The organism is Halomonas sp. MMSF_3323 (assembly GCF_030733595.1).
Classification (GTDB): domain Bacteria; phylum Pseudomonadota; class Gammaproteobacteria; order Pseudomonadales; family Halomonadaceae; genus Halomonas; species Halomonas litopenaei.
The window spans coordinates 178,833-203,294 of the sequence record NZ_JASHIT010000001.1 but is presented as its reverse complement, the minus strand read 5'-3'; the positions used below and the strand labels follow the sequence as shown (position 1 = coordinate 203,294).

33 protein-coding genes are annotated in these 24,462 nt (G+C 61.7%); 3 read left to right on the top strand and 30 right to left on the bottom strand.

Features of this window, described 5'->3' with window-relative positions:
- Positions 1–31 precede the first annotated feature (31 nt).
- The 3 genes from RBB39_RS00905 to RBB39_RS00895 all read right to left on the bottom strand — a co-directional run bounded on the left by RBB39_RS00905 (position 32) and on the right by RBB39_RS00895 (position 2,394).
- Entirely contained in the window at positions 32–298 is a 267-nt protein-coding gene (locus RBB39_RS00905) for a phage tail assembly protein (RefSeq protein WP_306168636.1), read from the bottom strand.
- A 69-nt stretch (positions 299–367) separates the two neighbouring features.
- Entirely contained in the window at positions 368–877 is a 510-nt protein-coding gene (locus tag RBB39_RS00900; RefSeq protein ID WP_306168635.1) for a phage major tail tube protein, read from the bottom strand.
- Positions 877–2,394 carry a phage tail sheath subtilisin-like domain-containing protein gene (locus RBB39_RS00895; RefSeq protein WP_306168634.1) on the bottom strand — a complete coding sequence of 506 codons (1,518 nt, stop codon included), beginning with the start codon at positions 2,392–2,394 and terminating at the stop codon, positions 877–879. The genes RBB39_RS00900 and RBB39_RS00895 overlap by 1 nt, the downstream gene beginning before the upstream one ends.
- Before the next feature lie 158 nt (positions 2,395–2,552).
- Between RBB39_RS00895 and RBB39_RS00890 the strand changes: the two genes are divergently transcribed.
- Positions 2,553–3,221 (top strand): hypothetical protein, encoded by a 669-nt coding sequence (locus RBB39_RS00890; protein ID WP_306168633.1) that lies wholly within the window; start codon positions 2,553–2,555, stop codon positions 3,219–3,221.
- Positions 3,222–3,249: 28 nt separating this feature from the next.
- Here the strand turns inward: RBB39_RS00890 and RBB39_RS00885 are convergent, their stop codons facing one another.
- From RBB39_RS00885 to RBB39_RS00820, 14 genes are all read right to left on the bottom strand, one after another.
- Positions 3,250–3,891, bottom strand: a complete 642-nt coding sequence (locus RBB39_RS00885) for a hypothetical protein (RefSeq protein WP_306168632.1) — start codon at positions 3,889–3,891, stop codon at positions 3,250–3,252.
- 10 nt (positions 3,892–3,901) lie between these two features.
- Positions 3,902–5,653, bottom strand: coding sequence for a phage tail protein (locus RBB39_RS00880; RefSeq protein WP_306168631.1), 1,752 nt, complete (start codon positions 5,651–5,653; stop codon positions 3,902–3,904).
- A 24-nt stretch (positions 5,654–5,677) separates the two neighbouring features.
- Positions 5,678–6,310: a phage tail protein I gene (locus RBB39_RS00875; protein WP_306168630.1), complete on the bottom strand. Its 633-nt coding sequence runs from the start codon at positions 6,308–6,310 to the stop codon at positions 5,678–5,680.
- Positions 6,303–7,223 carry a baseplate J/gp47 family protein gene (locus tag RBB39_RS00870; protein ID WP_306168629.1) on the bottom strand — a complete coding sequence of 307 codons (921 nt, stop codon included), beginning with the start codon at positions 7,221–7,223 and terminating at the stop codon, positions 6,303–6,305. The genes RBB39_RS00875 and RBB39_RS00870 overlap by 8 nt, the downstream gene beginning before the upstream one ends.
- On the bottom strand, positions 7,223–7,561 hold the full coding sequence (locus RBB39_RS00865; protein WP_306168628.1) for a GPW/gp25 family protein: 339 nt from the start codon (positions 7,559–7,561) through the stop codon (positions 7,223–7,225). The genes RBB39_RS00870 and RBB39_RS00865 overlap by 1 nt, the downstream gene beginning before the upstream one ends.
- 85 nt (positions 7,562–7,646) lie before the next feature.
- Entirely contained in the window at positions 7,647–7,937 is a 291-nt protein-coding gene (locus RBB39_RS00860; RefSeq protein WP_306168627.1) for a PAAR domain-containing protein, read from the bottom strand.
- A 20-nt stretch (positions 7,938–7,957) separates the two neighbouring features.
- Positions 7,958–8,425 carry a phage baseplate assembly protein V gene (locus RBB39_RS00855; RefSeq protein ID WP_306168626.1) on the bottom strand — a complete coding sequence of 156 codons (468 nt, stop codon included), beginning with the start codon at positions 8,423–8,425 and terminating at the stop codon, positions 7,958–7,960.
- Positions 8,422–8,979 carry a hypothetical protein gene (locus RBB39_RS00850; RefSeq protein WP_306168625.1) on the bottom strand — a complete coding sequence of 186 codons (558 nt, stop codon included), beginning with the start codon at positions 8,977–8,979 and terminating at the stop codon, positions 8,422–8,424. Before RBB39_RS00850 ends, RBB39_RS00855 begins: the two co-directional genes overlap by 4 nt.
- A gap of 2 nt (positions 8,980–8,981) precedes the next feature.
- Positions 8,982–9,542, bottom strand: a complete 561-nt coding sequence (locus tag RBB39_RS00845; RefSeq protein WP_306168624.1) for a hypothetical protein — start codon at positions 9,540–9,542, stop codon at positions 8,982–8,984.
- Positions 9,529–9,861, bottom strand: a complete 333-nt coding sequence (locus tag RBB39_RS00840) for a hypothetical protein (RefSeq protein WP_306168623.1) — start codon at positions 9,859–9,861, stop codon at positions 9,529–9,531. Before RBB39_RS00840 ends, RBB39_RS00845 begins: the two co-directional genes overlap by 14 nt.
- Positions 9,861–10,175: a Rho termination factor N-terminal domain-containing protein gene (locus RBB39_RS00835; protein WP_306168622.1), complete on the bottom strand. Its 315-nt coding sequence runs from the start codon at positions 10,173–10,175 to the stop codon at positions 9,861–9,863. Before RBB39_RS00835 ends, RBB39_RS00840 begins: the two co-directional genes overlap by 1 nt.
- A 63-nt stretch (positions 10,176–10,238) precedes the next feature.
- On the bottom strand, positions 10,239–12,416 hold the full coding sequence (locus tag RBB39_RS00830; protein ID WP_306168621.1) for a phage major capsid protein: 2,178 nt from the start codon (positions 12,414–12,416) through the stop codon (positions 10,239–10,241).
- Complete coding sequence (locus RBB39_RS00825; RefSeq protein ID WP_306168620.1) at positions 12,403–13,995, bottom strand: phage portal protein; 1,593 nt, start codon at positions 13,993–13,995, stop codon at positions 12,403–12,405. The genes RBB39_RS00830 and RBB39_RS00825 overlap by 14 nt, the downstream gene beginning before the upstream one ends.
- Entirely contained in the window at positions 13,988–14,533 is a 546-nt protein-coding gene (locus tag RBB39_RS00820) for a hypothetical protein (RefSeq protein ID WP_306168619.1), read from the bottom strand. Before RBB39_RS00820 ends, RBB39_RS00825 begins: the two co-directional genes overlap by 8 nt.
- A gap of 155 nt (positions 14,534–14,688) precedes the next feature.
- Between RBB39_RS00820 and RBB39_RS00815 the strand changes: the two genes are divergently transcribed.
- Positions 14,689–15,861: an ImmA/IrrE family metallo-endopeptidase gene (locus RBB39_RS00815; protein ID WP_306168618.1), complete on the top strand. Its 1,173-nt coding sequence runs from the start codon at positions 14,689–14,691 to the stop codon at positions 15,859–15,861.
- Positions 15,861–16,385 (top strand): DUF4411 family protein, encoded by a 525-nt coding sequence (locus tag RBB39_RS00810; RefSeq protein WP_306168617.1) that lies wholly within the window; start codon positions 15,861–15,863, stop codon positions 16,383–16,385. The genes RBB39_RS00815 and RBB39_RS00810 overlap by 1 nt, the downstream gene beginning before the upstream one ends.
- 54 nt (positions 16,386–16,439) lie before the next feature.
- Here the strand turns inward: RBB39_RS00810 and RBB39_RS00805 are convergent, their stop codons facing one another.
- The 13 genes from RBB39_RS00805 to RBB39_RS00745 all read right to left on the bottom strand — a co-directional run bounded on the left by RBB39_RS00805 (position 16,440) and on the right by RBB39_RS00745 (position 24,441).
- Entirely contained in the window at positions 16,440–18,449 is a 2,010-nt protein-coding gene (locus tag RBB39_RS00805; RefSeq protein WP_306168616.1) for a phage terminase large subunit family protein, read from the bottom strand.
- On the bottom strand, positions 18,433–18,951 hold the full coding sequence (locus RBB39_RS00800; protein WP_306168615.1) for a helix-turn-helix domain-containing protein: 519 nt from the start codon (positions 18,949–18,951) through the stop codon (positions 18,433–18,435). The genes RBB39_RS00805 and RBB39_RS00800 overlap by 17 nt, the downstream gene beginning before the upstream one ends.
- A 128-nt stretch (positions 18,952–19,079) precedes the next feature.
- The gene (locus RBB39_RS00795) at positions 19,080–19,280 is read right to left on the bottom strand and encodes a hypothetical protein (protein ID WP_306168614.1); all 201 of its coding nucleotides are present in this window, start codon (positions 19,278–19,280) and stop codon (positions 19,080–19,082) included.
- 40 nt (positions 19,281–19,320) lie between these two features.
- Positions 19,321–19,701 (bottom strand): hypothetical protein, encoded by a 381-nt coding sequence (locus RBB39_RS00790; RefSeq protein ID WP_306168613.1) that lies wholly within the window; start codon positions 19,699–19,701, stop codon positions 19,321–19,323.
- Positions 19,698–19,934, bottom strand: coding sequence for a hypothetical protein (locus RBB39_RS00785; protein WP_306168612.1), 237 nt, complete (start codon positions 19,932–19,934; stop codon positions 19,698–19,700). The genes RBB39_RS00790 and RBB39_RS00785 overlap by 4 nt, the downstream gene beginning before the upstream one ends.
- Positions 19,931–20,332, bottom strand: a complete 402-nt coding sequence (locus RBB39_RS00780; protein ID WP_306168611.1) for a M15 family metallopeptidase — start codon at positions 20,330–20,332, stop codon at positions 19,931–19,933. Before RBB39_RS00780 ends, RBB39_RS00785 begins: the two co-directional genes overlap by 4 nt.
- 17 nt (positions 20,333–20,349) lie before the next feature.
- Positions 20,350–20,658, bottom strand: coding sequence for a hypothetical protein (locus tag RBB39_RS00775; protein ID WP_306168610.1), 309 nt, complete (start codon positions 20,656–20,658; stop codon positions 20,350–20,352).
- A gap of 88 nt (positions 20,659–20,746) precedes the next feature.
- Positions 20,747–21,223, bottom strand: coding sequence for a hypothetical protein (locus RBB39_RS00770; RefSeq protein ID WP_306168609.1), 477 nt, complete (start codon positions 21,221–21,223; stop codon positions 20,747–20,749).
- Positions 21,223–21,657 (bottom strand): VRR-NUC domain-containing protein, encoded by a 435-nt coding sequence (locus RBB39_RS00765; RefSeq protein WP_306168608.1) that lies wholly within the window; start codon positions 21,655–21,657, stop codon positions 21,223–21,225. Before RBB39_RS00765 ends, RBB39_RS00770 begins: the two co-directional genes overlap by 1 nt.
- Positions 21,658–21,725: 68 nt before the next feature.
- On the bottom strand, positions 21,726–22,016 hold the full coding sequence (locus RBB39_RS00760) for a hypothetical protein (protein ID WP_306168607.1): 291 nt from the start codon (positions 22,014–22,016) through the stop codon (positions 21,726–21,728).
- Positions 22,013–22,870 (bottom strand): DUF6378 domain-containing protein, encoded by an 858-nt coding sequence (locus tag RBB39_RS00755; protein WP_306168606.1) that lies wholly within the window; start codon positions 22,868–22,870, stop codon positions 22,013–22,015. Before RBB39_RS00755 ends, RBB39_RS00760 begins: the two co-directional genes overlap by 4 nt.
- Positions 22,867–23,658, bottom strand: a complete 792-nt coding sequence (locus RBB39_RS00750; protein ID WP_306168605.1) for a BRO family protein — start codon at positions 23,656–23,658, stop codon at positions 22,867–22,869. Before RBB39_RS00750 ends, RBB39_RS00755 begins: the two co-directional genes overlap by 4 nt.
- Before the next feature lie 3 nt (positions 23,659–23,661).
- Complete coding sequence (locus tag RBB39_RS00745; protein ID WP_306168604.1) at positions 23,662–24,441, bottom strand: replication protein P; 780 nt, start codon at positions 24,439–24,441, stop codon at positions 23,662–23,664.
- Positions 24,442–24,462: the final 21 nt, after the last annotated feature.

The window sequence follows — 24,462 nt, the reverse complement described above, 5'->3', positions numbered from 1 at the left end:
GCCAGGGCGCCGCGCCGGACATCGACGGGCGCTATTCGGTAAAACCCTCGAAGGCTTCCGCCAGCTTCCGATAGTCGCGCAGCGGGAGCTGCTTGATGTCGTCCGGCGTGAGGTCACACAGATTCGCGAAGAAGGTGATCTCGCGCAGGGCGTTACCCTTGATGCCGTCGACGGCCAGCTGATCAGCCACGGTCGGCTCACGCATGGTGATGGTCTGAACCCTGGCACCATCGATATCGATGCCCTTGGACAGAGTGATGTCGGTAGTCTCGGAATACACGTCGGTTTTCTTGGCCATATCGCACCATGTGGAGAGGGGTAGAGCTGAGTTGAGGGAAACGGCCCCATTCGGGGCCAAGATGCCGCGTCAGATGCCGAGGGAGTTGCGCATCTCCTCGAGCTGGTCGAAGCCGTTCACGATCCGGATGGAGTTCTCGACGTCGATGTCATGCACCGTCTCGCCGCCAACGGTCAGGCTGTAGCGAACCAGGTCAAGCTCGATGCTCAGCGTCGGCTTCTGACCAGGCTTCCAGGTGCCTGGGTCCATCTTGCGAATCTGCCCACGAAGACGGGCCACCGACCGCTGGGTGTCGTTGTTGAACGACTGGAGGTGCCCACGGACGGTCAGCGGGATAGTCGAGCCTTCCACCATCCCGAACAGCGCAAGCACGTCCCGATCGAAGGAAATCAGCGAGAAGGAAGCGGTGAGCTTCTCCATCCCCATCTGTATCCCAATTGGGCCATCCATGCCGCCGCCACGGAAGTCCTCGACGGTCGCCTCAAGCACCGGCAGCATCAACTCCTCGACCTGCCCGGCGTAGCCGCGACCATCCACGTTGATGGTGCAGTTGCGAAGTACGTTGCGCGGAGAAGCCATTACTCGAACACCTCTTCGATGTAGTCGTTGACCAGCAGCGAACGGAACGTGATGTGCTCCGCCGGATACGGGGGCGTGAAGTCGAAGTTGAAGTAGACCTTACCGAGCTGGATATTGGACGGCGTGTTCAGATCAGGATCCGCCCAGCAACGCCCCCCCAGCACCGCCCCCAAGGCTTTCAGGCGGGCGATGTAATCGTTGACGCCCTCTTCCACGTCCTCGACATAGGTCTTGGTGATATTGCGGTCCACGGCCCACAGGTGGGCGCGTAGAATGCTGTCGTTGATGATGTCGGCGGTGCGCCGCACCGACAGGAAGATCCACTTGGTGTCGTCCGTCAGGGTGCGGTTACCCCACAGGCGATAGCCGTCCTGATTGATGACGGTGGCAATGCCGCGCTCGTTGAGCAGGTTGGCACGACTGTTGGCATCACCAAGGGTGAAGTCGACCGGCCGAGCGGTACCGATGATGCCGTTGATCACATTGTTCGAGGGCGACCACCAGAACCCACGATCGTTGTCGATCTTGGCTATCAGGCCGGCAACACGGGCGCTGGGTGGTTCACTGACGATCTCGCCGTCGATGCTGACCATGACCCAGGGGTCCACCATGTAGACCCGGGGACTACCCCAGTCGGCGGCATACTCCTGAGCCGCGTCGTCAGTGGTATTGGGACCATCGGCGATGAACACTGCGCGCAGACGTTCAGCAATACCAAGCGCTTCGGCCACCACCGGATTGGCGAAGCCCTCGGGCCGCTGGTGGGAGAAGCCAGGTGTGCACAGAATGCGAGGCTGGAAACCCACCACGGACTTGGCGCCAGCCAGGGCATGAAGCCCCTCAAACTGCCCCGTGGTCGCGTTCACCCCGCCGATAACATTGGCCATGGTCGCATCTTCGTCTGCGCCCTCTTCCACCCGGACGACGATGACCACGGCGCCGGCCTGATCGAAGATGCCTTCCAGTGCCTGGGGCAAGGTTCCCCTAGTGCCCAGGGCTGCCGCCTCAGCACGGCTGCCTGCAACCAGGCTCGGGACGTTCAGCGGGAACGGCTCTGCGGCACCGCCGGTCAGCAAGGTGCGCTTGAGCTCCAGCACCACGCCACTACCGTCACTGCCATCAGCGTTCGCAGCGGTCACCAGCGCCGAAGCCTCGGCACTGCCATTGACGGCGGACACCACGTCGCTAGCGGTGCTGGTAAGCGCTCCAGTGGCATCGGTTGCGAGGTTCACCACGATGGCCGTGCCCGTCACGCTGACCGACGAAGAGGCAGAAGCGGAACCCGGGTTGGTGAGGGCAACACTGATATTGTTGCCAGCCAAGCCCGCACCAACTGCAGTGAAGGTGATGGCGGTGTCAAAGGTGGCGTTGCCGGTGGTCAGCGTCGCGGCGGTGGCCGGCGCCGAGTCAGGCGCCGTGCCCACAATGCCGATGATGCTCGACCGGACGGTCTGGATGGGGCGCGGACCAGAGTCGATTTCAACGACCTCGGGGCCGTGCAGGAATTTCTCGGACATGCTGCAATCCTCAAGCCTGATCAGGGTGAAATGCTGACGTCAGACTTGAGGATCGCAGTGGAGGCCAGGCATCGCCTCGGGTGGGGTTGCCATGTGACACTTGGGCGAATCACTGCTATGAAAGGGGGCTGACTAAACTGTAGATCTACATCAAGGAGATGAAATTGTTGGCCAACCTTGTAGAATCAATGGGTGGAGCTGCAAATGCACAGGCTTTTGGAGCACTACTAAGCCTAGTGACTGCCACAATTGCAATTATAATTGCCATTTGGAATGGAATAATCATTCAAAAACAAGCGAGACTATCCGTAATCCCTGCGCTATCTATTTGGGCAAACTACCCCACTCGCGATTCTCCCATCGTCAGGGTGACAATCGCCAACAAAGGATTTGGACCCGCCATTATTCAATCATTCCAGGTTTTCCGCGATGGCTCAGAAATTGGCGGACCTCTTTTCGAAAAAACTATTACACTCATAAAATCAAGCTTCGGCCGCCACTTATCGGGTAAAATATACGCCGCCACCTTAGAACGTGGTCATTCTCTCGGAACCGGTGATGAAGTAGTCATTGCAGAATTCTCTGTGACTCCAGAGCTAATACGATGTGGAACTGACGGTGTAGCACAATTAATGAAGCCCATCTCCTTGATTGTGAGATACAAAGATATCTACGGAAGAAAATGGGCCTTCGCCGTTCATGAGTTCGATGGACACACCTTCAAAGATTCCTGCTGCTCCAGCTCTTACAGATCTGCCAGAAAACAGCTCGGAAATATAATTTCCTCACCACCACGCCACCCTCTCGATGAATATAAAGCACGTTAGAAACCAAGGCGTTCGCCCGGTTTTCTAACTACCAGCTGAGCGTTTCCAGGGCATCGCGGTCCTCAGCTTCGAAGGCGGCCTTCACCTCATCTTCGAGTCGCTGACGTTTCCCGGTGGCTTTGCCGCTAGCCATGGTAAAGGCATCGGCCTTGGCGAGTATGCGCCCCACCAACTCGGCCTTGTCCATGGGGCGTTCGACCAGCATGGCGTCGATATAGGGTGTGGCCACGCTGTTCTCCGCCTGCCATTGACGCGCCTCGCGCTCCTGCTTGTCGAAGGTCAGCGTCTCGGCCTGGGGATAGTCGTTCAGAATCTGCCCCATCTCGGCCTGGTAGCCCGAGTTAATGCGTGAGAGGGCTTGGGCGGCGAGGTCGTCGATTGGCCTAGGTGGAGCTTCATTCAGCGCTTCGGCTGGTGGCTCGACGCCCAGCTCGATGATCTCGTGACGGGTGCCATCGCTCAGCCAGTAGACGTGGCCCCGCCAGTCCGGCACGATACGCCAGTCGCCGTTAACGGCCTGGGCGGCTTCGCGTGCAGCCACCGAAGGAGGTGGTTCGACGATCGCACTACCCGGTACCTTCGGTTGCCCACTCATTGGATCAATAGGGCAGTCACGGCCGGCTGGATCGATGACGGTATGATCGGTCGGGTTGATATCCCAGATGCGCATGGTAAGGCCCTCAAATTTTGGTCAGATAGATGACGGCATTGTTGCGTGGTCGAGTTTCGTTGCTACTGCCTTCGACCGACGACCATGCAGTCTCGCCAGGGGCGGGACTTGTATTAATTGATGTCGTTTGATCCCAGTACGTGTCGTTCACGCCCCAAATACCACTGGTATCTGAAAGGTCGGCCTGACCTGTTGGCAATCTGTGCCGGTGGCTACGGAACTCGTCTCCCTGATGGGAGAAAAGATTACGACTAGCGTCGACGCCACGGCCATGATCCCAGCCCCGCTTAAACTCCCCTCTATCGTCAGGTAGGTTAAATGTCGTGGAGCCATCGCCAGCACCATGACTGACGCCAAATACATCAAAGATTCGGCGATAGTCGCTACGACTTATCGCCGCTCCATCGTTTTCAATATACCCTTCAGGGATTGACGTTGAACGCCACTCAATAACCGAACCGGGCCGAACACCATGCCATTCCATCCATATTTGAGGCCGATTGTTACTGTTGGCGGGATCTACACCTTGAACACTTCCGTCTTGATCTCTGTCATAGAACTCATAAAAGCGGCCATCACTACCTCGAACAATCTCGCCAGTGTAGTAGACCCTTCCACCATCGTATAACGAAAACTGATCAGTCGACCGAGACGATTCAATCATCTCCTGAACTGTAGAAAAATCGCTTTCATCAAGCGTCTTATGGCTAGAGCCGACTGTATCAATAACCGATACACCAGAATCAGACGCACGGACCCTTGTTAAAATTCTATCGTCACCCCCTATAACCGTTCCCATGAAAGAGAACAGGTTATGCGAAACACCTCCTGACGTATTTGCCTTTATTGCAAGATACTCTGAGCCATCAACACTTATACGAGCAACACTATTAAATCTAGCACCGGACCCTGCATCATGATGGCGTTTCAGCCAGCGAGTTACTCCATATGCCGATGATGCAACGATTGGCTCTACAGTTGGTATATTTGAAGCAGTATCACCACCACGGGAAGAACGAATCTCCCCCATCAAAACACTGGGAGACCGCCCGCCCCAGGGGACTAGTATAAGATACTCATCACTTACCCCGTCACTGCCAAACTGAAACGTTGGAAGTTTATATTCCCGAATATTAACCCCACCGCCCCAGGTCGCATTTTGCTGCGCCACACGAAGCGCTGTCATCGCAGCTTCATTGTCGGTCTTCCCCTCTGCTTTCGACTGGCTTGCGCGCGTGATCATGCCCTGTAGCGACTCAGTTGCCGACGGGTGGTTGCGACTCTGCGCATGCTTGTCGATCTCTTCATCGACATACTCCCGCGTCGCCAGCACCACGCTGGGATCGACTTTCAGCGTTACCGCTGCGGTGTCGCTGACTTCCATCACCACGCGGATGGTCTGGGTGCGGCTGGAGCCTTCGGCCAGCACCGGCTTGTAGGTCTCGGGCAGGTTGCCAATGGCGATCAGGTCGCCGGCGGCATCGAACACACCGACTTCACGGATGGTCCAGCCGCCGACGTCGGGCGGCAGCACCTGCTCGATGACGATCCAAGTGGGGTTGTCGTCGTCGGTGTGGACGGCGTTGATCGGTGCGCGTCGAACTTCATTGACCAGGGCGGTGGCACTGGAGTCCGGGGTGACCGGGTTGCCGCCACCGTCACCCACCGCCATCTGGGTGATCTCGATCTGGGTGCCCAGGGCCACGGCGTTGGCGATCTTGGCCTGACCGGTATCGGTGAGCAGGGTGTAGAACTGGGGCATGGGGTGGGCTCCTGATGTTCGGCCTTAGAGGGGGAAGACGGTGGCGCTGTCGATGGTGTGGACGGCGGCGCCGACGAAGAAGGGGCCGGTGGTCTCGATGTCACCGGGGGCGAACGGGTAGACCTCGGTCACGTCGCCGTCGTAGATGGCCGCGCCAACATGGATGAGGCCACGGCTCTCGCCGGCGATATCCAGCCCGATGACGTGACGCGTCAGTGGCTTGGCGTCGTCGATCAGCCGCTCGAGCTCCTGGTACATGCCATCGGTGATGCCGGTATCGAGCACGCCGATGCGCAGGGCGAAGGTGCCGGGGATTCCCTTGGGGCTGGTCTCCCACCACTCCACGACCTCGAGCAGGTAGCCCAGCGGTTCGACGACACGGCGTAGCGCGCTGATCGTCCCCTTCTTGCGGTGGACGTAGAAGGCCTGGGCGATGACGCCGCGCTTGGTAGCCACCGTCCAGGTCGGGTCCCAGCGGTCGACGCTGAAGGCCCAGGCCAGGTAGGGCAGCAGGTGGGCGGGGCAGGTCTCGGGACGCCACAGGTCGCGCAGCGGTACCGGTACGCGCTGGATCTCGGCCAAGGCCTCGGCGGCGGCACGCTCGAGCGGGGTGCGGTTGGGGGGCAGCAGGTGGCGGATACGCTCGGCGCTACTCATCGCTGCCCCCGATGATCACGCTGGTCCCGGTGCAGTGGGCGGCCTCGGTGACGTCGAGCACCACGTCAGTTGCCGGGGCGGTCAGCTCCACCCGCTGCACGCCCTCGACATGCAGTGCCGCGTGCAGTGCTGAACGCCGAATGTCACGACCCAGGCGGCGCTGTTCGCCGATGTAGCGAGCCAGGGCAGCCTCGGCGGCGGCCAGGATGGGCTCCTGCTCGGGTCCGGGGTAGACGTAGAGGGTGGCGTCGACGCTGTAGTCGACGATGGCGGCCGACTGCACCGTGAGGCGGTCACCCACCGGGCGGATGTCCTCAGCGGAGAGGGCCGCGTCGACCAGGTTGATCAGCTCCTGACTGGCGGTGCCATCGCCCTCGGACGACAGCAGGGTGACGATGGCCACCGCCGGGCTCGGGCTGGTGGCCCTGGCGTCCATCACCCGACCGTCGGCGCTGAGTGCGTGGAACTCATAGGCGCCACGGGGCCCGGCGACGCTGAGTCCCTCATAGGCTCGCTGGGCACGCAGGCGCAGTTGGTCGTCGCTTTCCAGTACGGCGGCCACCGGTGGTGTGGCGTTCGGATCGCCTGGACTAACCACCAGCCGCTCCACCTCGACGTTGGCGGCGATCTGATCAAGGTCAGCGTCTTTGGCGTAGGCGAGCATCACGGCCTTGGCCGCCTCGTTGACCCGCTGTCGCCAGATCGTCTCGCGGTAGGCATTTTCCTCAAGCAGCTTGGTCAGCGGTTCGCTCTCAAGCGCCAGGGTCGCTTCGACTTCGGCGCGCTGCCCCTCTTCGATCAGGTCCAGCAGCGCGGCCTTTCGCTCCGCCAGGATGTCTTCGAAGGCCAGCACCTCGACGACATTTGGCGCGGGCAACCGGGAGAGATCGACAGTGTTGAAGGAGCGCTGCATCAGGTGACCTCTATGCCTTCAATGGTGACCGGTCGGCCATCGGGCAGGTATTCACCCACGATCTCGAGAACGATATGGCCTGGCTGCGCCGAGGTGGCGGTGACGCTATCCACGCGCAGGCGTGGCTCCCATGCCATCAGGGCTTCCGCCGCGGCCGCGTAGATGTCGACCAGGGTGGCGCGGGTCATGGGGTTATCGACCAGCTCGAACAGTCGCGAACCGTAGTCACGACGCATCACCCTGGTGCCGATCGGCGTGGTCAGGATGTCGCGGATGGATTGCCGCAGATGGTCGAGGCCGGACAGAGTTTTGCCCGTGTGTGCACTGGTTCCGTTCATGGCAGCCTGATCGTGGTGATGACTGCGATGATGGATGGGGCCGGGGGGTGACTTCCTCGGGTGTGGTTGCCGGGTGCGCAGCGCGTCAGCCGCCGGCGAAGACGTCGGGGCTGCCGGTGGCAACGCTGGATCCACAATTGACCGGGTCACCGATCCGCCCGATCTGCTGGCCATCGGCGTAAACGCTGCTGGAGCCACTGGCCAGGCTGCCGCCATGGCACACCGGCTGACTGTTGCAGTGGACCGCCCAGGCATCGCCCTGGCGATGCACCGGGATGCCGTTGATGAAGACGCTACCACTACCGGTGGTGCTGGGCCGAGGGGGGAAGCTGCCGTGGCCGGTACAGGTATCGCCCTTTCGAGTGATGGCCGGCATGGTCGTCTCCGTTGCTACCTTCAGTTCAGGTCGATGCGTGGCGCCGACAGGCGGATGCCGCTGTCATCGATGACCAGCGATGAGCCGCCGACCTTGAGCGTGATTCGGCCCCCGGCTGGGACCTCGACGCTATAGGCGGAGGCAGCTCGATCATGGCTTACCCGGGTGCCGTCGGCGTACTCCACCGCGTGGGTGGTCTTACTGCTGGCTGGCGGCGGTGCTTCCTGCTGGAATACCGCCGGCAGCACATAGCCGTTGGTCAGCTCGCCAGAGGGCGACAGCACGATGACCTGCTCGCCGGGTTCCGGCGCCCACCAACTGCGATCATTCATCGCTCGCGTGGTCATCCATGGCAGCCAGCCCGTCAGCACTTCCCCTGCTCGCACGCGAACACGGGCATTGCCAGTATCCAACTGGTCAATGACTCCAGGACGGACGATATTGGCCAGCCGCCGGCGGAGGTCACTCAACTGCCAGGTCTCGTTCACGGGGTCACCTGCGGGCTGTCGGTGATGTCGTGGTAGTCCACCTCGTGCTCGGTACCGATATCCGGCGACACGCCCACCATCACGGTCTGTGGCAGGAAATCCTCTCCCTTCCAAGCGGACTCGCCGAGGAACGCCAGGTGCTGCCACTCCACCCGCCACACCTCAAACTGGTCGAGCGCCGGATCGAAGTCATCAGGGTAAACACCCATGACCTGGGCGGGCTCCACCGGGCGCTCAAACTGGTTCATGTGGACCCAGGCGGCGAAGGTCCCGGCCAGCGTGCGGATGGCACGCTTCGCCTTGCGCTCCCGGAATCCGAGGATCAAGCGCGCCTCGAAGCGCAGGTACACCGGCAGTTGATCGGTACCGGCATCATCGTCCTCGGACGGGGTCATCTCGCTCAGCTCGATCAGGCAGGCGGGGATTCGTAGACGCACGCGATCGTCCTCCTCGCGATAGTCCTCCACCGTCACCAGTTGGGGAAACTGGGCCTTGATGGCGTCGACGATGCCCTGATGGAGCGCATCGAGATCACACTGCGGATCCAGATCCATGCTCAGCCTCCCACCGAGTAAACGGTGCGCGCCTCGAGATCACGCCGAAACTCGCGCCACAGGATGTCCTCTAGCTGATCGAACACCTGGTCTTCCACAAAGGTGTCGGCCTTGTCCTTGATGGCCAGGGTCTCCTCGGAAATGGGCAAGCGGACAGCCTTGACGCGACTGAAGATGGAACGGCGGCCGGCACCACCGGGCTTGGCCACGAAGGCACCGGGAAAATCACCGCGCACGGGGCCACCCTGAAAACTGGCCCCCTGGGGCGTTCTACGGGCACGCCCCTTGAACTCGGAGACCGGAAGATTATTGAGCCCATACCACAGGCGGGCTTCGGTCATCCCGCCGGCCCCACGTACTCGGATGGACTTCAGGCGCCGGCGCATGGCCGCCGCCCTTCTCAACCCCAATTCACTTTGCAGCCCCCTGCTGGACAGCATGCGCAGACGGCTGACGGTACGATTCAGGGCCCGATTGAAGGCGAGGCGTACCTGACGATCTGAGGCGCCAAGCTCACGCTGTAGACGCTCGAAGCCGACCGGCTCCAGGTCAAAATGCAACATCGCCGGCATCCTCTCCCAACATGACGGTGGCCATGCCGGTGCCATCGGGCTCCGGTGCCGTCAGCACGTCATAGCGGCGGCCATTCACCGTGGCGTAAGCACCGCGGCGAACCACCAGCACGTCGGATTCACGGCACAACAGGCGTGGCTGGCGAATGTCCATCTGGTACTCGCCCAGTTGGGCATTCATGTAGGGATCATCGAAAATGGCGCTGATCGGCGGCAGCACCTGGCCGTCCGCCAGCTCAATGACTGCCTCGGTGGCAAATTCCTCTTCGTCGAGGAAGTCGCCGAGGTCCTCCCAACCCGGTGCCGGCATCAGTCGTCGTCACCATCGGTGGCGACGGCGAGAATGGCATCGACCAACTGCGCCTTGCTCATCGAGGCGTGGCCCTCGATATTAAGGTCTGCGGCCTCGGCCTTGAGCTCACCGACCTTGAGGGCTTCCAACTGGTCGCGTTGGCTCTCGCTGTCACGGCGGCTCTGGTTCGGTGCCAGCTTGGCCTTGCCGCGGCGCAGGTAATCAGCGGCTTCACGCTCCGGCACCCCCTCGAGCACATCGTCTTTGCGCGCCATCTCGCCCTCGAACATGATGGCACTGGTCACGATCAGATCGACTGTTGTCTTCACCATGGGTCTCTACCTTTAAGATTCAGCTCCCTCATTGAGGGAGCCGCTGTCGGTTAGGGTTGCGAATCAGCTGGCGTCACGGCCAAGGCAGAACGACTCGACGCGGCGCAGTGCCGTATCGACATCCTGCAACGCCACGACCCGGGTACCGCCGGACTTGCTCAGCGTGTAGGGGTCGACCTTCAGGTCCAGCCCGCCCCACATGCCGATGATCAAGTCGGCGAAGTTGCCGAAGAACAGGTCGCCTGCCTGCACCTGGTTGGTCACCTCGGCACGATAGCCGTTGACGGTATTGCCGGGCTCCCAGATCGGCGCACCGTTGGTGCCGTCGAACTTCTGCGTGGTCTTGAAGTGGCCGCGCATGCCCGATGCCATCACGTAGGCCATGGCGTTGACATCGGCGTTATCGGCGGAGATCTCGGACTCCATCTGGACGGCCTCGGCGTAGGTCGGTAGCGCACTGCCACCACCGGACGCGGCACCCGCGAAGTCCACAGCGTTGATGCCGTTGACATTGGCAATGCCCGTCGGCTGATTCACGCCGGTGCCATAGAAGCCAGCCAGGTCGATGGCCAGCGCCAGCGCGGCGGCCAGGTCGCGACGCACGATGGCTTCCGCGTCAGGAGTGGACTGCATCATCAGTCGGCGGGTGATGTCGGTGAAGGCGCCCACGGTATTCGGTGTCAGACCGATCTGGCCGATACCGGGAGAGCCCTCTCCGACATCCTCGTGCTCGCCCACCCAGTAGGCCGACGCACCACCTGTCTGCTTCGGTACCTCGACGTTGCCGACCAGCCCCGTCATGGTGGTCGCCAGGCGCATCAGCACGGTGCGATTTCGCAGCATGTCGATGAACGAACCCGCCATGTACTGGGTATCCACGAGGTTCTGGCCTGTCTGTGCCCCGGTCGGGGTGTCGGCGGCGCCACCGGCATTGAAGGCACGCGCCAGCACATCGTGGGGAATCAGCACGCCTTGCGCGGTTCGCCCGTACTGGCGCTCCGCCTCCTGGGAAAGCTCCATCTCGAAGGCCGCAGCGTCCTGGGCGCGGCGGTCGTTGGGATTGGCCAAGGCACGAATGACGTTCATCATCGAGTAGCGGCGCACTTCGGTGTCCGACAAGCCAAGCTGCGCGGACTGGGGGGCGGCCTCACCCTGGTTGCCCAGCGACGGTGTGCGTTGCTGGCCACCGCCACCGGCCCCACGCTGAAGGCCGGGCTGCTGACCGCGCTCCTGGCTCAACTTCTCCAGCAACGCACGCTGCAATTCCTCCGGCGACTTGCCCTCGGACACATGCTGCATGGCCAGCTCGGCTTCACCGTACTGGCGGCCCATGTCCATCAGCGCCTTGACGCGCTTCTGCTCGGCCTGGGCTCCCGCCGTGCGGGCGCTGTTTTCAGCTTCACCGGCACGCTCGAGCATTTCGAGCACTTCGACGATGTTGCCGTCGTCATCGACCTTTGCACGAACCAGGTTGCCACTGGCATCGCGCAGAATTTTCTCTTTCATGGAATCCGTGCCTCGTTGATCGGATGGGGTGCGGGATCGAGCGCCATGGTCCCCAGTCTCGCTGGATGGCTGGCCCTCGGCCTCGGGTGTGGTTGCCGCTGTCTTCTCCACGGATCTGCCTACCCCGACGGTGACGTCAGCGGGGACGGAGACAATGCTGATCTCGTGCGGCTCCCAGTCGGTCACGCGCACCATGTCGGGCATGCCCTTGCGCTCTTCCACCTCCACCCTGTGAATGGTGTAGCCCACGCTGACATGCCGGCGGATGCCGTCGACCACGTCCTGCCACACCTCGGAAGCCCGTGCGCCCTTGCCAAAGCGCACGATAGCCCGCCCCCGGCGGTCCGCTCCGATGCTGACAGACTCCACGACGCCCACTTGATCATCCCAGTCATGGTTGATCAGCAGTGCGGCGCCATTCTCCAGGCGCTCGGTTCGCATGGCCCCTTGGTCATGCGCCAGCACCTCGATACCGAAAAACCGCTCGACCTCGGCTTCGCTGGAAAACGCGAGTTCGACGGTACGCTTGTCCTCGTCGATGGCCCTGACTTCGGCCACCTCGGCGACCCGGGTTACCGGGCCATCCTTCATGATCTGCTCGGGTGTCACGCTGCGCGTCAGCAGCCGATTGCTCAGGTACTTTGCCTTCTGGGCAGGCGTGGCCTGATCCGGTAGTGACCGAGGTGGAGCGACCGGCTTGAGCGGGCGCGTCTCTGGCGGCTTACTGTCCTTCATCGCTGTTCTCTCCTGCTGCTGGCGTCGCCGGGGCGGCGGCGCCACTGATCGCCGCCTGGATGATGGCCTCCGGGATTCCCTCATCACGCATCGCCTGAATGTCGTCGGCGAACTGTCGCCACACTTGGCGTGGGTCATCCCCTCGCTCACGCATGATCTGGCTGGGTGCCTTGAGGGTGTTCTTCAGGTCGCGATCGGCGGCCTTGCTGTCCTTGTCTGGATCGACCCAGTCCCAGCGCCGGCCTTGCCAGATCACGTCGCTGTACTTGTCCAGCCGGTCCGGACGCAGGGTGCCGTTGGTGCCCGGAATCTTAAGGCCCTTGAGTAGGGCAAACGGCAGCCAGCGCTCAAACAGGGGCTGCATGAGTTGCTCGATCAGCCACGCCTGGTCTTCCTTCCAGCCTTCCCGCTCGGCCAGGGTGCCCGAGCGAACGCTGCTGAAGTTGACGCCTTCCAGATCGTTGGCGAGATCGTGATAGGTGATGCCCAGGCCAGCGGCCATGCCACGTAGCTGCTGCTTGGTGAACGGCAGGTAGTCGCCGGACGGGAACTGAGGTTCCCAGCTCTTGAACTCGAGGCCGTAGGGCAGTTCCTGGAAAGACCCCGGCTCAGCATCCATGTAGAACGGCTCATCGCGCTCTTCCTCGTAGTCCGGGGCGGTGGCGTCCTCTCGCCACTGGAAGAACCCGCCTTTGGACGCTGCGGTACGGGCATTGACGATGGCCGCCTCCTCGAAGCCAGCCAGATGCTGCGCCCTCAACAGAGCGGTCACCGTCCAGGGCAGTCCACGCTTCTGGCCGACCATCTCCGATCGGTAGCCATGGATGATGTCGTCCGCGGGGATACGCACGAAGCTGCGACCACCGAAGCTGTAATCCTTCTCGCTGGCGTCCAGGGTCTGGAAGTGGAAGGCCATCGGCCGGCCAAAGCGATTGAACTCGATGCCGTGACGCACGAAGTGTCCGTTGCCCAGGCGCTCCACATCGTGATCCACCGGGCAGCGATGAGGGTCGAGCACCTGCAGAGCAAAGCCCCAGGGCCCGGCGTCGCTGCCGGTGACGATGCGGATCATGAACTCGCCATCGCGAACAGCGCCGCTGACGGCGGCGCGCTCGATCTCCGCCAGCGACTGCTTGCCGGTCACGTCGCAGTTGCGACGCTTCGACCAATCGCGCCAGCCGGTCTCGATGGCATCATTGGCGCGAGAGTCCAGGGAGCCGTCAGGGTCCTTGGCCTGTGCCTGTAGCTGGATGCCCGCCGGCCCGACGATGTTCTGCCGAGCTCGGCGCAGGTAGTGCTTCACGTAGTCGTTGTTGACGCAGGCATGACGGCTGCGGGCCACCACTACCCGCTGATAGCGGCTGATGATCTCGTCGGCGGGCACCGGGGTCGTTGGCCAGTCCTGCGTCAGGCGGTCGGGCCTGGCGGCATTCAGCAGGGACCGTCCCGCCTGGATGGGCCGCCAGAACAAGCGTTTTCGCCTGGCACCCGGCGTTGGCACCGGCTTGGCCTCCGGCACGACGGACGGCACTGGCTGGCGGTCGGCAGTCGCCGCTTTCGGCTTCAGGAAATCAAGCACGATTCGGGAACCTCACTAGGACATTACGGCCCAGCAGAGATTCGCCACGGCGGGCGCGCTCTTCGTTGCGCACCTCGCGCCGGTAGCGATCGCGCAGCGCCAGCAAGTCGGCCAGTGGTGTGCGATAGAGCTCCCGATTGTTGATGCGGTAGCGTTCCTGATCCCTGGTCGCCCGCTTCTCGATGACCGCCTCGATGGCCTCCAGCGTCTTACGTGCGTGACTGCGCAGGTCAGCGCCGTCAGCCACCGCTGCCAAGTCTGGCTTGACGGTCAGCTCACCGGCGTCGACCTCGAACACGTTGACCCCGTCGGAGACGCGCACGCTGAACCAGTAGCGCCCGGCTGACCAAGTGGCGGTGGTAGTAGCATCGAAGGAAAGCCGGTGGCTGTTGCCGCTGGGTGTGGCGGCCAGGTCCTGCGAGGAAGGTCCGCGCAGCAGCACGGTGAGCACCCAGGTGGGTGCGGGATATGCGGTCAGCGTCAGATTGAGGTCAAGCGTCGTGCCAGCGGTGATCTGTTCAGGAAGGGAGACAGGCACACGGTCACCATTTCAAAGCGTCGGGTTTGGGCTCAGTTTTTACCCCAACGCAATGAAATCCCTCGGGTGTGGTTGCCGTTGCCTCAGGCACGTTATACTGAACTGAAACTTGAAATGCCCCACCACAACACGGATGGGCGTCTAGGGGATGCAACATGGCAAAGGCAACACCAGCCGTTCTCGTTTGGGCAAGAGAGACTGCTGGCCTCAGCTTGGAACAAGCAGCGCGCGGACTAGGACTGGGAAGCCAACGTACCCCAGCGGATGAGCAGTTGGCTGCTTTTGAATCAGGCGAGCGAGCACCATCTCTGCCTCAGATCAAGAAAATGGCCCAACTCTATAGGAGGCCATTCGTAGCGTTTTTCCTTTCCAAACCTCCTAAAAATGCTGAAATGGGAGAGGACTTTCGTCGCCTCCCTGGCGAAGAGGGCTCAAATGAAGGGGACGTAAGGGCGCTGATAAGAGATATTTATATTCGGCAAACCCTTGTCAAAGAAACCCTTGTTGACAGTGAAGAAGACCAAGACATTGATTTTATCGGAAAGGGTGATTTTGAAGAAGATATCGACGATGCCGCAGAGCACATAAAGAATGCCCTAGAAATCGACACTGACTCTTACAGAAGAGAGCGAGATGCGCATCATGCTTTTGGCTATCTGAGGGACAAAGCAGAAGCATCCGGCATATATGTTCTATTGATAGGCGACCTCGGAAGCCACCATTCAACAATTAGTGTAAAAGAATTCCGAGGATTCGCCCTTGCCGATAAAGTAGCACCTTTCATAGTTATCAATCAGAATGATGCAAAGCCCGCGTGGAGTTTTACTCTTCTCCACGAGGCCGTTCACCTTTGGGTTGGAAAATCAGGCATCAGTGCTCAAACAAACACACACAAGGTTGAGCAATTCTGTAATGACGTGGCTAGCAGGATTCTACTTAGTGATGACGAAACTGATGCTCTCTATGAGCGAGCATCTAAAAGTGAAGAAACATACTTCAATTTTCTAAAAAGCGAGGCTAGAAGCCTCAACCTTAGCACTTCACTCATCGCTTACCGGTTTTTCAGAAAAAACTTCATATCAAAAGAAGAGTGGGAAAACGTCAACATTCAGCTTCGTGAGCAATGGCTTGCTGCGAAACAAGAAAATAAGAAGAAACAAAAACAATCATCAGGCGGCGACTTCTACAACACTAAGAAGCACAGGGCAGGAAATGCCTTGGTTAATCTTGTGAGCAAAGGCATCCACGAAGGCATACTTACTGAGACGAGAGCGGGAAGAATTCTCGGTGTGAATCCAGGGAACGTAGCAAAAATGGTGGGGCTGTGATGCAAGAGGATCGAAAAAACATTTATTTACTTGATGCTAACATCATAATCACAGCCCACAACTTATACTATCCAGTTTCCAAGGTTCCAGAATTTTGGGACTGGCTTGAGTTCCATGCGAAGAATGGGTCTATAGCGATACCCAGAGAGATCCATGAAGAAATTAAAGGTGGAAACGACGCAGAGCATGTACGTTGGGCAAAAGACGGGGCGAGAAAAAAACTTCTAATACTCGATGAAGAGTTCAATCAAGATTTGCTGGAAAGAGTCATTAATGAGGGATATGCTCCCGACCTCAATGAAGTCGAACTAGATAGAATTGCGATGGACCCAGTTCTTGTCGCTTACGCTTTAGCTGACCCAAAAAACAGGATCGTAGTCACAAACGAAGTATCGAAACCTAGTCGAAAAAGACAGAATCGCCACGTACCCGATGTTTGCTCTGCGGTAGGTGCAAGGTGCTGCAACGTCTACCAAATGCTGCGAGATCTTGATTTTCGGACAAATTGGAAGAGCAATGTTTGAAGCAATGCTCAACCACCGCTTTTCGGTACGCAATCAGTACCCTGAACAGCTTTGTCACCACTTCGTGACCCAGCCGCTGCCCCGGCGCTGCCGGCTTCGAGATCCTCGCGAATGCTTACGGATGCGGCGGGGCTGCGGGTCATCCTCTCCGTCGCTCTGGCGGGTAGGAACCACGTCTGACGTTTCGGGCGAGCTTTCTTGCCCTTTGGCTGGCGGGCCCGCTCGCTCCCGCGATGAGGTGGCCAGGTTCTCCAGCGCCCTCTCCATCCGCTTGGCCAGCTTGCTCAGGTTAGGCGAGGCGATCAGCAGCGCGGCATAAGCGTACACCCGGCAGTCCAGGGCCTCGTTGCGGGGCCGGGTCTGGTGCCATTCGCGCTTGGGTACGCCCTTGACGTACTTGGTCACCAGCTTCTCGGCGGTGAGCTGGTGATACCACTCTTCGTCGCGCTCCTTGGGAAAGTGACAGAAGCCAGGGCCAGGCTCAGCCAGCGCCAGTCGCCGCATCACCGTCAGCTTGCCCTCGTCCACACCAACGCTGAACAGGTCGACGCGCCGCTGATTCCTGCCGGTGCGCTTGCGTGAGGGCGCCATCACCACCGGCCGATCCCAGCCCGGCACCCCTTTGATCGCGAATAGACGCCGGCCCGAGCGCCGACGCACGTACTCATAGGCTCGCTGGGTGTAGCCCTTGTTGCCGCCGGTATCGAGACAGGACGCACCAATCGCCATCTGGGCGCCAGATTCGTGCAGCCAGGTCTCCGCCAGGTAGTCGTCCAGGTCCTGCCAGACCTCGTCACGCAGCGGATCACCCCATAACACCGTGTAGTCCACGGACCAGGATTCCTGGCCGAGTCCCCAGGCCACCGTCTCGACCTCGAGGCGGTCCTGCTGCATGTCGACGCCAGCCGTCAGGTAGAGACCGCCCATCGGCACGGGTGCCGGAAACGCCTCGGCCCGCGCCAGCAGATCGCTCGCCTTGTGCTGCTCGCCCTGCTCCTCGTAGGTCTCGGCCAGGCTGACGTTGATGAACGACTGCAGATCGCCCTTGGCCTTCTTGTCCAGGAAGGACTGAACGATGTCACGCAAACGACGGAAACAGCTGTACAGTTCGTTGAGGTGGTAACTGGCATGCCCACGGAAGGGCTTGTTGGCCTTCCAGCCTGCGCCGACTCGCTCAGCGCTGCGAATGGCCGCGATGCGCTCGCCGTCGTTCCAGAGTGCGCCACAACCGTCGCAGATATAACGAGCGGTCTCCGGCAGATGGTGGCCTTCTTCATCCTTGTCCCACTGCACGTGAGACCAGCGCAAACGCTGGTGCTGGTCACAGTGAGGGCAGGCAACGTAGAAGTGCCGCTGGTCGCCCTGATCGAAGGCAGCCTCGATACGGCTGTCTCCTTTGATGGTGGGTGTGCTGATCTCCAGCAACAGCCGCTGATCACCGAAAGTCGCGGCCCGTTGCCAAAGCAGCTCGACCTCGTCCCCCTCGTCCGTACCGCTGTAGCCGTCCACCTCGTCGGCAACGATCAGCGGCGCGGAGCGCCCTCGCATCGTCTTGGTGGATCCGGCCCAGGCGAACATCATGAAGCCGCCGGGATAGGACTTCATTCGCTGATTATTGACCCCCTCATGACTTCGCGGCTTGGGTAGCAGCCGCTGAAGCACCGGGTTGGCATCGACCATCGGGTTGAACTTGGTTTCCAGCCAGGTGGTCAGGTCGCCCTGGCTAGGCTGCATCATCATCTGGCTACGAGGCTCATGGGCGATGCTATACCCCTGCACACACAGAGCCAGCTGGGTCTTGCCCACCTGCGCCCCCCACATCAGCGAGATGCGGTAACAGCCAGGATGGGCCGCCATATCCATGGGTTCGCGCTGGTACGGGGCGTTGTCGAAACGGATAGGGCCAGGTACAGCATTGCCGGCGGGGATGCGAACATTCTGCTCGGCCCACTCGCTGGGCTTCAGCGGCGCCGGGGGTACCAGGTGGCGGGCAGCTCGCTTGAGGGCGCGAAGCACACCCGCGGTATTGCTGAACTGCGTTGAGGCCTCAATCGGCGCTGTCATCTTCGTCTTCGTCCCCCAGCTCGATATCGGCATCCGCTGCGGCTTCCAGTGCCTGGATGAGCTCAGCCGCCAGTATCTGCTTGAAGCGCCCTTCGTCGGTCTCACCGATCAGTTGGCTGACCACTCGACTGGGGACGTTCATGACGTTGGCGCGTACTGTCGCGTTTTCCAGGGCCCGGGCTCGCTCGAATTCCTCGATGGGTGCCACTTGCTTTCGCGCCGCCGCCAGCTCGAGCTCCGCCTGGGCGGTCTCCGCTGCCAACTTCCGCAGCTTCAGGTCGTACTCATCGAGGGGGGCTTCGCCGGCAGCCTCCATTCGCGCCTGGTCGCGCAGCCACTCACTGACGTCCCGGGTGTTGAACTTCCACGGCTTGCCCTGGCGACCCTTCTGGTCGAAGGGGCAGCCATTGCGAACCCAGCTGGAGATGGTGTTGAGCGATACGCCAAAGGTCTCGGCGAGCTCTTCGCGGTTGACCTCGCGCCCCTTTCCCTTGAACGCCATGCCACTCCCAAAAAACAACAATTAACCGCGACTGAAAATTCTCGCTCACGCAAACTTCCGCGAGACTGGTGCCCCCGCATGGCCCCGGTGCCGGGGAGGACCCATTTTTTCTGACGGCGCCAGGCGTCTCACTGGGCAGCCACAGAGCCACCCTCAGCGGCTTCTAAAGGCTCGCTATCGGGTTCACTAAACGAGGATGCCCAGGCACGGATGGCGGCCTTGTCGGCGCGCTCACAGTCGATGCCGGCTCGAAGTCCGGTCAGCACCTCGGCCACCGTGCCCTCCCCCACATCGATCTCACACGGCACCAGGTATTGCTCGGGCGGCAAGACCGGTTCCCGCTGGGTGATCACCACCCGCTGCGGAGAATCAGAAGCGCAGCCGGTCAAGGACAGCATCAGGCACAGGCATGCCCATGCAGGTATCGAATGCGTCATTGCGTCCTCTCTCGGCAGCCAACGCTTGGCGCAACTGGTTGGCATGCACCTGCGCCTGGCTTGCCTCGGCACGATACTGCGCCAAGGCGCTGTTGAGTGCGGTCACCTCGACTCGCCGAGCCTTCTCCGCTTCAGCCGCCGCCTGCTCAAGCTCGGCAAGCTGCGCATCGGCCGCCGCCAGTTGCTGCCGCTGATCGCCAATGGTCTCGGCCTGCCGGGTAATGGTGTGTGCAGCCCACGCGCAGCCCGCCACCACCGAGATGGCGAACAGGCCGAACAGGCCGAACAGCGCAAAGCGTGGCACGTTGATCACGAAGCGTCCCCGTCTCGCTGCTTGATGTTGCGCAGAATCACGCCGGCAACGCCCAACACCGTTTGCGTCATGGCAAAGGCCCACTGGGGCAGTACCGGCTTCCACAGCGGCAGACTGGCCGTCAGGCTGGCCACCACATCGGGTCCCCACTGGAGGACGCCGAGTGCCGTCATCACCGCAAACAGCTGGGTCGACCACAGCCGGAAGTTACGACGCCAGGTCGTGATCATCATGCCGGGTAGCTCCCCCAGGGCAGTTGAAAGTGAGGGCCGTCCTTGAAGGTTTTCCAGTCACCGCCCCACTCGATCGGTACGCCCAGTTCCTTGGCAGCGGCTTTCATGGCGTCGGCGATCTTGTAGTAGAGCGGCCAGTCCCAGCTCACGTTACCGTCGAGGTAGGCCACCAGATCGACGGCATGGCCAGTCAGGTGCCGGCTGCGCATGGTGGTGCTGGCGCCGGCGGCGACCAGGCGCTTCTGGCGCTCCTTGCTGCGCAGGCCCTCGGTCACGCCAAAATCGACCTCGGTGATATCGATGGCGCGTCGCACCACCATCACCAGGTCTGCGTTGACGCCCTGCAACCGCTTCAGGCTGCGATTGCTCAGGTGGAAAGGAGATTGAACTTCGGTCACGACTTCGGTCCTCCACGTCATGAGAACGAGCCGTTCATGTAGGCCCGCACCAATGCGCTGATCACCGCCACCGAGAGTGCCGCAATCGCCGACCAGACCAGGTTCATGCGAAAGGTGGTCTGTTCCACCCGTCGGTTGACCTTCGTCTGGTCGAGCCATTGCTTCGCCTGGGCCTCGATGCAGTGCTCCAGCTGCGTGATCCGCTTGTCCTGACCGACAGATTCCCGCTGAATGTCGAGCACATCGTTCAGCAGGGCGGGGAACTTCTCTACGGCTGTCGCGAGCCTCAAGTTGGATTCCTTGATGGCATCGATGGTGTCGGACATCTTGTCCTGCTGCTCTGACAGGTGAGAAAGATGCGTCTCGACTCGTGCCAGGCGCTCATTCGCTTCAGCCATAGGTCTCGAAGGCCGTCTAATGGGTGTTGGCATGCGATGTTCCTTGGCGGATACGCTGCCCCTGCGTGTCAGGACTTATCGGTATGTCAGCAGCAGACTGACACCCCTCATCCCCACCCGCCTCGGGTGACGTTGCCGCCAGAATGTGCCTGACTGTGCGCGACGGGATGCCGGTCAGCTCCGATATCTCCTTCGCGCTCATTCCCTTCGCCCGCATCTGCCGAACGGCGCGATACTTGAAGTCCCGGGCGACGCAGTCACACCGGGCCGGCTGCAGAATCAGCCCGCCGAACTCTTTCACCATCTTGGTGGCGTCCTCCCACCCCAGCAGCTCGACCAGCCGATGATCCGGTTTCAGCTTCTGCGGCACGTACAGGTCGCACCGCCACTGGCGTCGGTACGTCCTGGGCAGTTGCCCGACGAGATACAGGGCGCGCTGGCGCCCGATGACGTCGGCGATTTCTTGTACGCTTCGCGGCAGTTGGGTCTGCATCAGCGCCTCCATTCCGTGCCGTTGGCGAGTTCGCGACGCGGCCCCTCTACCTGGGTACGGGGCCAGCTGGCGTATTCCCTCAGCACCGCCTTGGCCTCTTCGAAGCCTCGCGCCAGCACCGCGCAGTAGCCCTCGCCTTCCGACGACTCAAGCCAGTCACGTTGGCTCTGCGCCAGCGACGCATGGCGTGGCGGGGTTGCCTTGAATTCGAGGTAGAGGCCATGCCAGCCGCCGCGGGCCTGCCTGACGGGCAGGTCGCTGACGCCGGCTTTCACCCCCTGGCCCTTGAGGTCCGATGCGGTTTTCTTGTGGCGGGCGCCCCCGTTGGGAACGTGGTAGATAGCGTCGTAAAGCTCGCCAACGGCCGCGCCACGCATCTTCTCGCCATGGAGCCAGCGGATCAGTACCGCCTGCTCCTGGCCCTCCCAGTCCACGGATGGCCGTCGCGCTTTCCGACCAACGTTGCCCGTTCGACCTGCCCTGGTGGGCTTGCTAGCGACTGTCATCGCGCCACCCTCTGCTGGCGCTCCCAGCGCTGGTAATCCGTGATGATTCGCTCCAGCATCACGCTGGCCGTGGCGTAATGGTCGATCTCGGCGCGGCTGGTTACGCCACAGCTCTCACGGATGAAGTCGATCGCGTCCTGCTCGCTGTGGGTACCATCCGGAAGGTCAGCCAGCGCCAGCCCATGACGCAGACGCCGACGTTGATCGAGGTACAGGGCAAAGCGTGGGTTTTGGCACAGCATGGCCGCTCGCCGCGACTGAGGGCCGCCCTTCACCTGGTCCGTCATCGCCGATCCCTCCCGGCGGACTCGCCTGCCAGCGCAAAGTAGGCGGCGCCATCCTCGTAGCTGTCGGCGCGATAGACGCCTTGCTGGCTTCGCACGGCCTTGAGCAACGCCATGAACAACCACCCTTGCTCTTCGGTCATGGACAGTCCAGTGACTGCCTCGAAGGCGCCTACGGTAGCGCCCATGGAGCGCTCACCCTGGGGCTTGTCGTAGGTGGCGGCACGGTCACGCATGTGAGCGCCAGCACGAGACAGAATGCTCTGCGCCGTGACAGCCTCGTTCGGCTCGCCAAGGGCATCGTTCGACGCTCGCTCCACGCTCATGGACCCGTTGGCCGCCAGCGAGCGTTCAGGCTCACGGGGTGATGCCTCAGTGACTGGAAGAGGGCCAACTGGCGCAGACCGACGTTCATCACTCAAGCGAATGCCAGGCGTACTGGCGGGCACATCGACGGTCACGAACCCACGGTCAGCACAGACAGCGCTGATGGTTACCATCTCCGGGGCTTCGGTGCTGTCACCATGCGAAGCGTCCGCTTCCTGGACGTCAACGGATGGCGCGGCCACTGGTTCAGCCGCCTGCTGTCCTTCGGCGCTTGCCTCATTCGCCACCGCCTCGATGCCCGTTGCCCGTGCAATACCGCTCTTCGTGGGCATCCAGCGGTCGCCGGTCGTGCGAACCACGTAGCCGGCCCCCTTCAGTCGGCTCAGCGCCACTCTCACTCGATCCCGGTCGGTGGTGGCCCTGGCATTGCACGCCGCCTGGACGATCATCGTCTGTACGGGGGCTCGGCTTTCGGCATGCTGGCTGACCAGGGCGTCCAGGGCCTTCTCATCTGTGGCGGTCATCTTCATGCCGCTTCCTCCTGCAGGGCATCGCCCACACTCTCTGGCCACTTGAGCTGCTGCACCGGCGTGCCATCTCCATGACGCTTGCCGGTGTCCATCATCCGGCCACCGGCCTGCCTACCTGCCTCAGTCATCACCCAGTACTTTCGGCCACGGCCATCCGCCTGCTGGCGCTGGTAGCCGAGATCCCGCAGCAGCAGGTTCACCGCCTTGGCGCTCATCTCGAACGGCAGTCCCAGCTCGGTGGGAGTCAGGTAGCGCTCGTTGACCGGGCTCAGCAGGTGGGTGGCACCCAGCTCACCGAGCAGGTTGACCCCTGTTCGCTTCTGCACCGCCTGGTTGACCGACAGCAGCCGCATGTTGTCGTCAAAGCCAAAGGCACGAGCCGCGGCATCCAGCGCACCTGCAATGGCAGAGGCGCGGGCAATGTCGGTCAGCCGCTCATCCTTGGGTGCCGATGCTGGCGCGGCCACCTGATAAGCGCCGGTCTGGCGGATCGCCGGTAATACCTCCTCGAATACCCAGGCTTCGAATCGCTCGGCACTGGGCAACTGGCTCTTCACGATCAGGCGATAGACGTCAGGCTCACGAATGACGGTCATGGTCTGCTCGCCGCCATCGGTAAGGGCGCCCCGTTTCAGGGCCCCCTTGCAGTGGCGCGCTACGGCGTTGCGGGGCTTGGCGTAGCCCAGCGCCCTTGCCACATCGTGCGCCAGGAACAGCGTTTCGCCGTCATCGCCCTGGATGACGCGAACCGGCTGCTGGTCGAACTCGAACGGAATTACGTTGCTCATGCATCAAGCTCCTTTCAGTGCGGCACGCAGCGACCGAAGCCCCTGGTCACCATTCATGCGGTAGGGCAAACCTGCGTCAGCGGCGAGTTGCTGAGCGTGCTCCCGTCCTTTGCGCTCGGCGAGCTCAGCGCATGTCCGACTACCGTCGTGCTCAAGCAACTGACGCGGGGTCAGGTCCTCACCGGCCATCACTCGATTGACCAAGGAGGCGTAGTGCTTGGCGAAGCGCTTCTCCAACTTGGGCCAAGCGCTGGCTGCGGTGGTGTGGGTCAGGTCCCACCAGCCAGTCATCTGCCCGGCCACGCGCACGGCGGCGTGCGTCCAGCGGTGAGCACTCGGTGCATGGGCGTGGGCTAGCACTTCGCGCCACGCCTCAGCAGTCGCCGGCATACCGAAGTCCTCCGGCGTTGGCGCCAGCAGGTTCACCAGCACCGGGATCGTCGGCGGCCAGGTACTCCCCTGCCCCTTGAGCTCGCTCATCGCCCGCTCGACCACCTGGCACCCTGGCAGCACCGGCCATCTCGCCATTTCCTGCGCCAGCTCGCGGCGCGCCAGCTTCAGCAGATCCGTATTCGGGAAGGCGCTCGCCCACGTCCTTGGAAAAATCGCCTCCAACCGGGTGAAGACTTGGTTCACCAATGCCAGTGTCTGGCCCCTCGGCGGCGTCTTCCGGCCACCAGCCGTCTGCCCAGCTGGTGTCGTTCGGGTTGGCGAGTTGTTCTCGGACTGCCTCGCGTTCAGCTTGGCGATCGAGTCCGTGACGAGCTGCTGGGCGCTGTGCATGGTGTGGTCCTCCCTGAGCGG

Coding starts and splice junctions, on each gene's coding strand:
- RBB39_RS00905 (WP_306168636.1), bottom strand. CDS start 298: ATGGCCAAGAAAACCGACGTGTATTCCGAGACTACCGACATCACTCTG.
- RBB39_RS00900 (WP_306168635.1), bottom strand. CDS start 877: ATGGCTTCTCCGCGCAACGTACTTCGCAACTGCACCATCAACGTGGAT.
- RBB39_RS00895 (WP_306168634.1), bottom strand. CDS start 2,394: ATGTCCGAGAAATTCCTGCACGGCCCCGAGGTCGTTGAAATCGACTCT.
- RBB39_RS00890 (WP_306168633.1), top strand. CDS start 2,553: ATGAAATTGTTGGCCAACCTTGTAGAATCAATGGGTGGAGCTGCAAAT.
- RBB39_RS00885 (WP_306168632.1), bottom strand. CDS start 3,891: ATGCGCATCTGGGATATCAACCCGACCGATCATACCGTCATCGATCCA.
- RBB39_RS00880 (WP_306168631.1), bottom strand. CDS start 5,653: ATGCCCCAGTTCTACACCCTGCTCACCGATACCGGTCAGGCCAAGATC.
- RBB39_RS00875 (WP_306168630.1), bottom strand. CDS start 6,310: ATGAGTAGCGCCGAGCGTATCCGCCACCTGCTGCCCCCCAACCGCACC.
- RBB39_RS00870 (WP_306168629.1), bottom strand. CDS start 7,223: ATGCAGCGCTCCTTCAACACTGTCGATCTCTCCCGGTTGCCCGCGCCA.
- RBB39_RS00865 (WP_306168628.1), bottom strand. CDS start 7,561: ATGAACGGAACCAGTGCACACACGGGCAAAACTCTGTCCGGCCTCGAC.
- RBB39_RS00860 (WP_306168627.1), bottom strand. CDS start 7,937: ATGCCGGCCATCACTCGAAAGGGCGATACCTGTACCGGCCACGGCAGC.
- RBB39_RS00850 (WP_306168625.1), bottom strand. CDS start 8,979: ATGGATCTGGATCCGCAGTGTGATCTCGATGCGCTCCATCAGGGCATC.
- RBB39_RS00845 (WP_306168624.1), bottom strand. CDS start 9,542: ATGTTGCATTTTGACCTGGAGCCGGTCGGCTTCGAGCGTCTACAGCGT.
- RBB39_RS00840 (WP_306168623.1), bottom strand. CDS start 9,861: ATGCCGGCACCGGGTTGGGAGGACCTCGGCGACTTCCTCGACGAAGAG.
- RBB39_RS00835 (WP_306168622.1), bottom strand. CDS start 10,175: ATGGTGAAGACAACAGTCGATCTGATCGTGACCAGTGCCATCATGTTC.
- RBB39_RS00830 (WP_306168621.1), bottom strand. CDS start 12,416: ATGAAGGACAGTAAGCCGCCAGAGACGCGCCCGCTCAAGCCGGTCGCT.
- RBB39_RS00815 (WP_306168618.1), top strand. CDS start 14,689: ATGGCAAAGGCAACACCAGCCGTTCTCGTTTGGGCAAGAGAGACTGCT.
- RBB39_RS00810 (WP_306168617.1), top strand. CDS start 15,861: ATGCAAGAGGATCGAAAAAACATTTATTTACTTGATGCTAACATCATA.
- RBB39_RS00805 (WP_306168616.1), bottom strand. CDS start 18,449: ATGACAGCGCCGATTGAGGCCTCAACGCAGTTCAGCAATACCGCGGGT.
- RBB39_RS00800 (WP_306168615.1), bottom strand. CDS start 18,951: ATGGCGTTCAAGGGAAAGGGGCGCGAGGTCAACCGCGAAGAGCTCGCC.
- RBB39_RS00785 (WP_306168612.1), bottom strand. CDS start 19,934: ATGATGATCACGACCTGGCGTCGTAACTTCCGGCTGTGGTCGACCCAG.
- RBB39_RS00775 (WP_306168610.1), bottom strand. CDS start 20,658: ATGTCCGACACCATCGATGCCATCAAGGAATCCAACTTGAGGCTCGCG.
- RBB39_RS00770 (WP_306168609.1), bottom strand. CDS start 21,223: ATGCAGACCCAACTGCCGCGAAGCGTACAAGAAATCGCCGACGTCATC.
- RBB39_RS00760 (WP_306168607.1), bottom strand. CDS start 22,016: ATGACGGACCAGGTGAAGGGCGGCCCTCAGTCGCGGCGAGCGGCCATG.
- RBB39_RS00755 (WP_306168606.1), bottom strand. CDS start 22,870: ATGAAGATGACCGCCACAGATGAGAAGGCCCTGGACGCCCTGGTCAGC.
- RBB39_RS00750 (WP_306168605.1), bottom strand. CDS start 23,658: ATGAGCAACGTAATTCCGTTCGAGTTCGACCAGCAGCCGGTTCGCGTC.
- RBB39_RS00745 (WP_306168604.1), bottom strand. CDS start 24,441: ATGCACAGCGCCCAGCAGCTCGTCACGGACTCGATCGCCAAGCTGAAC.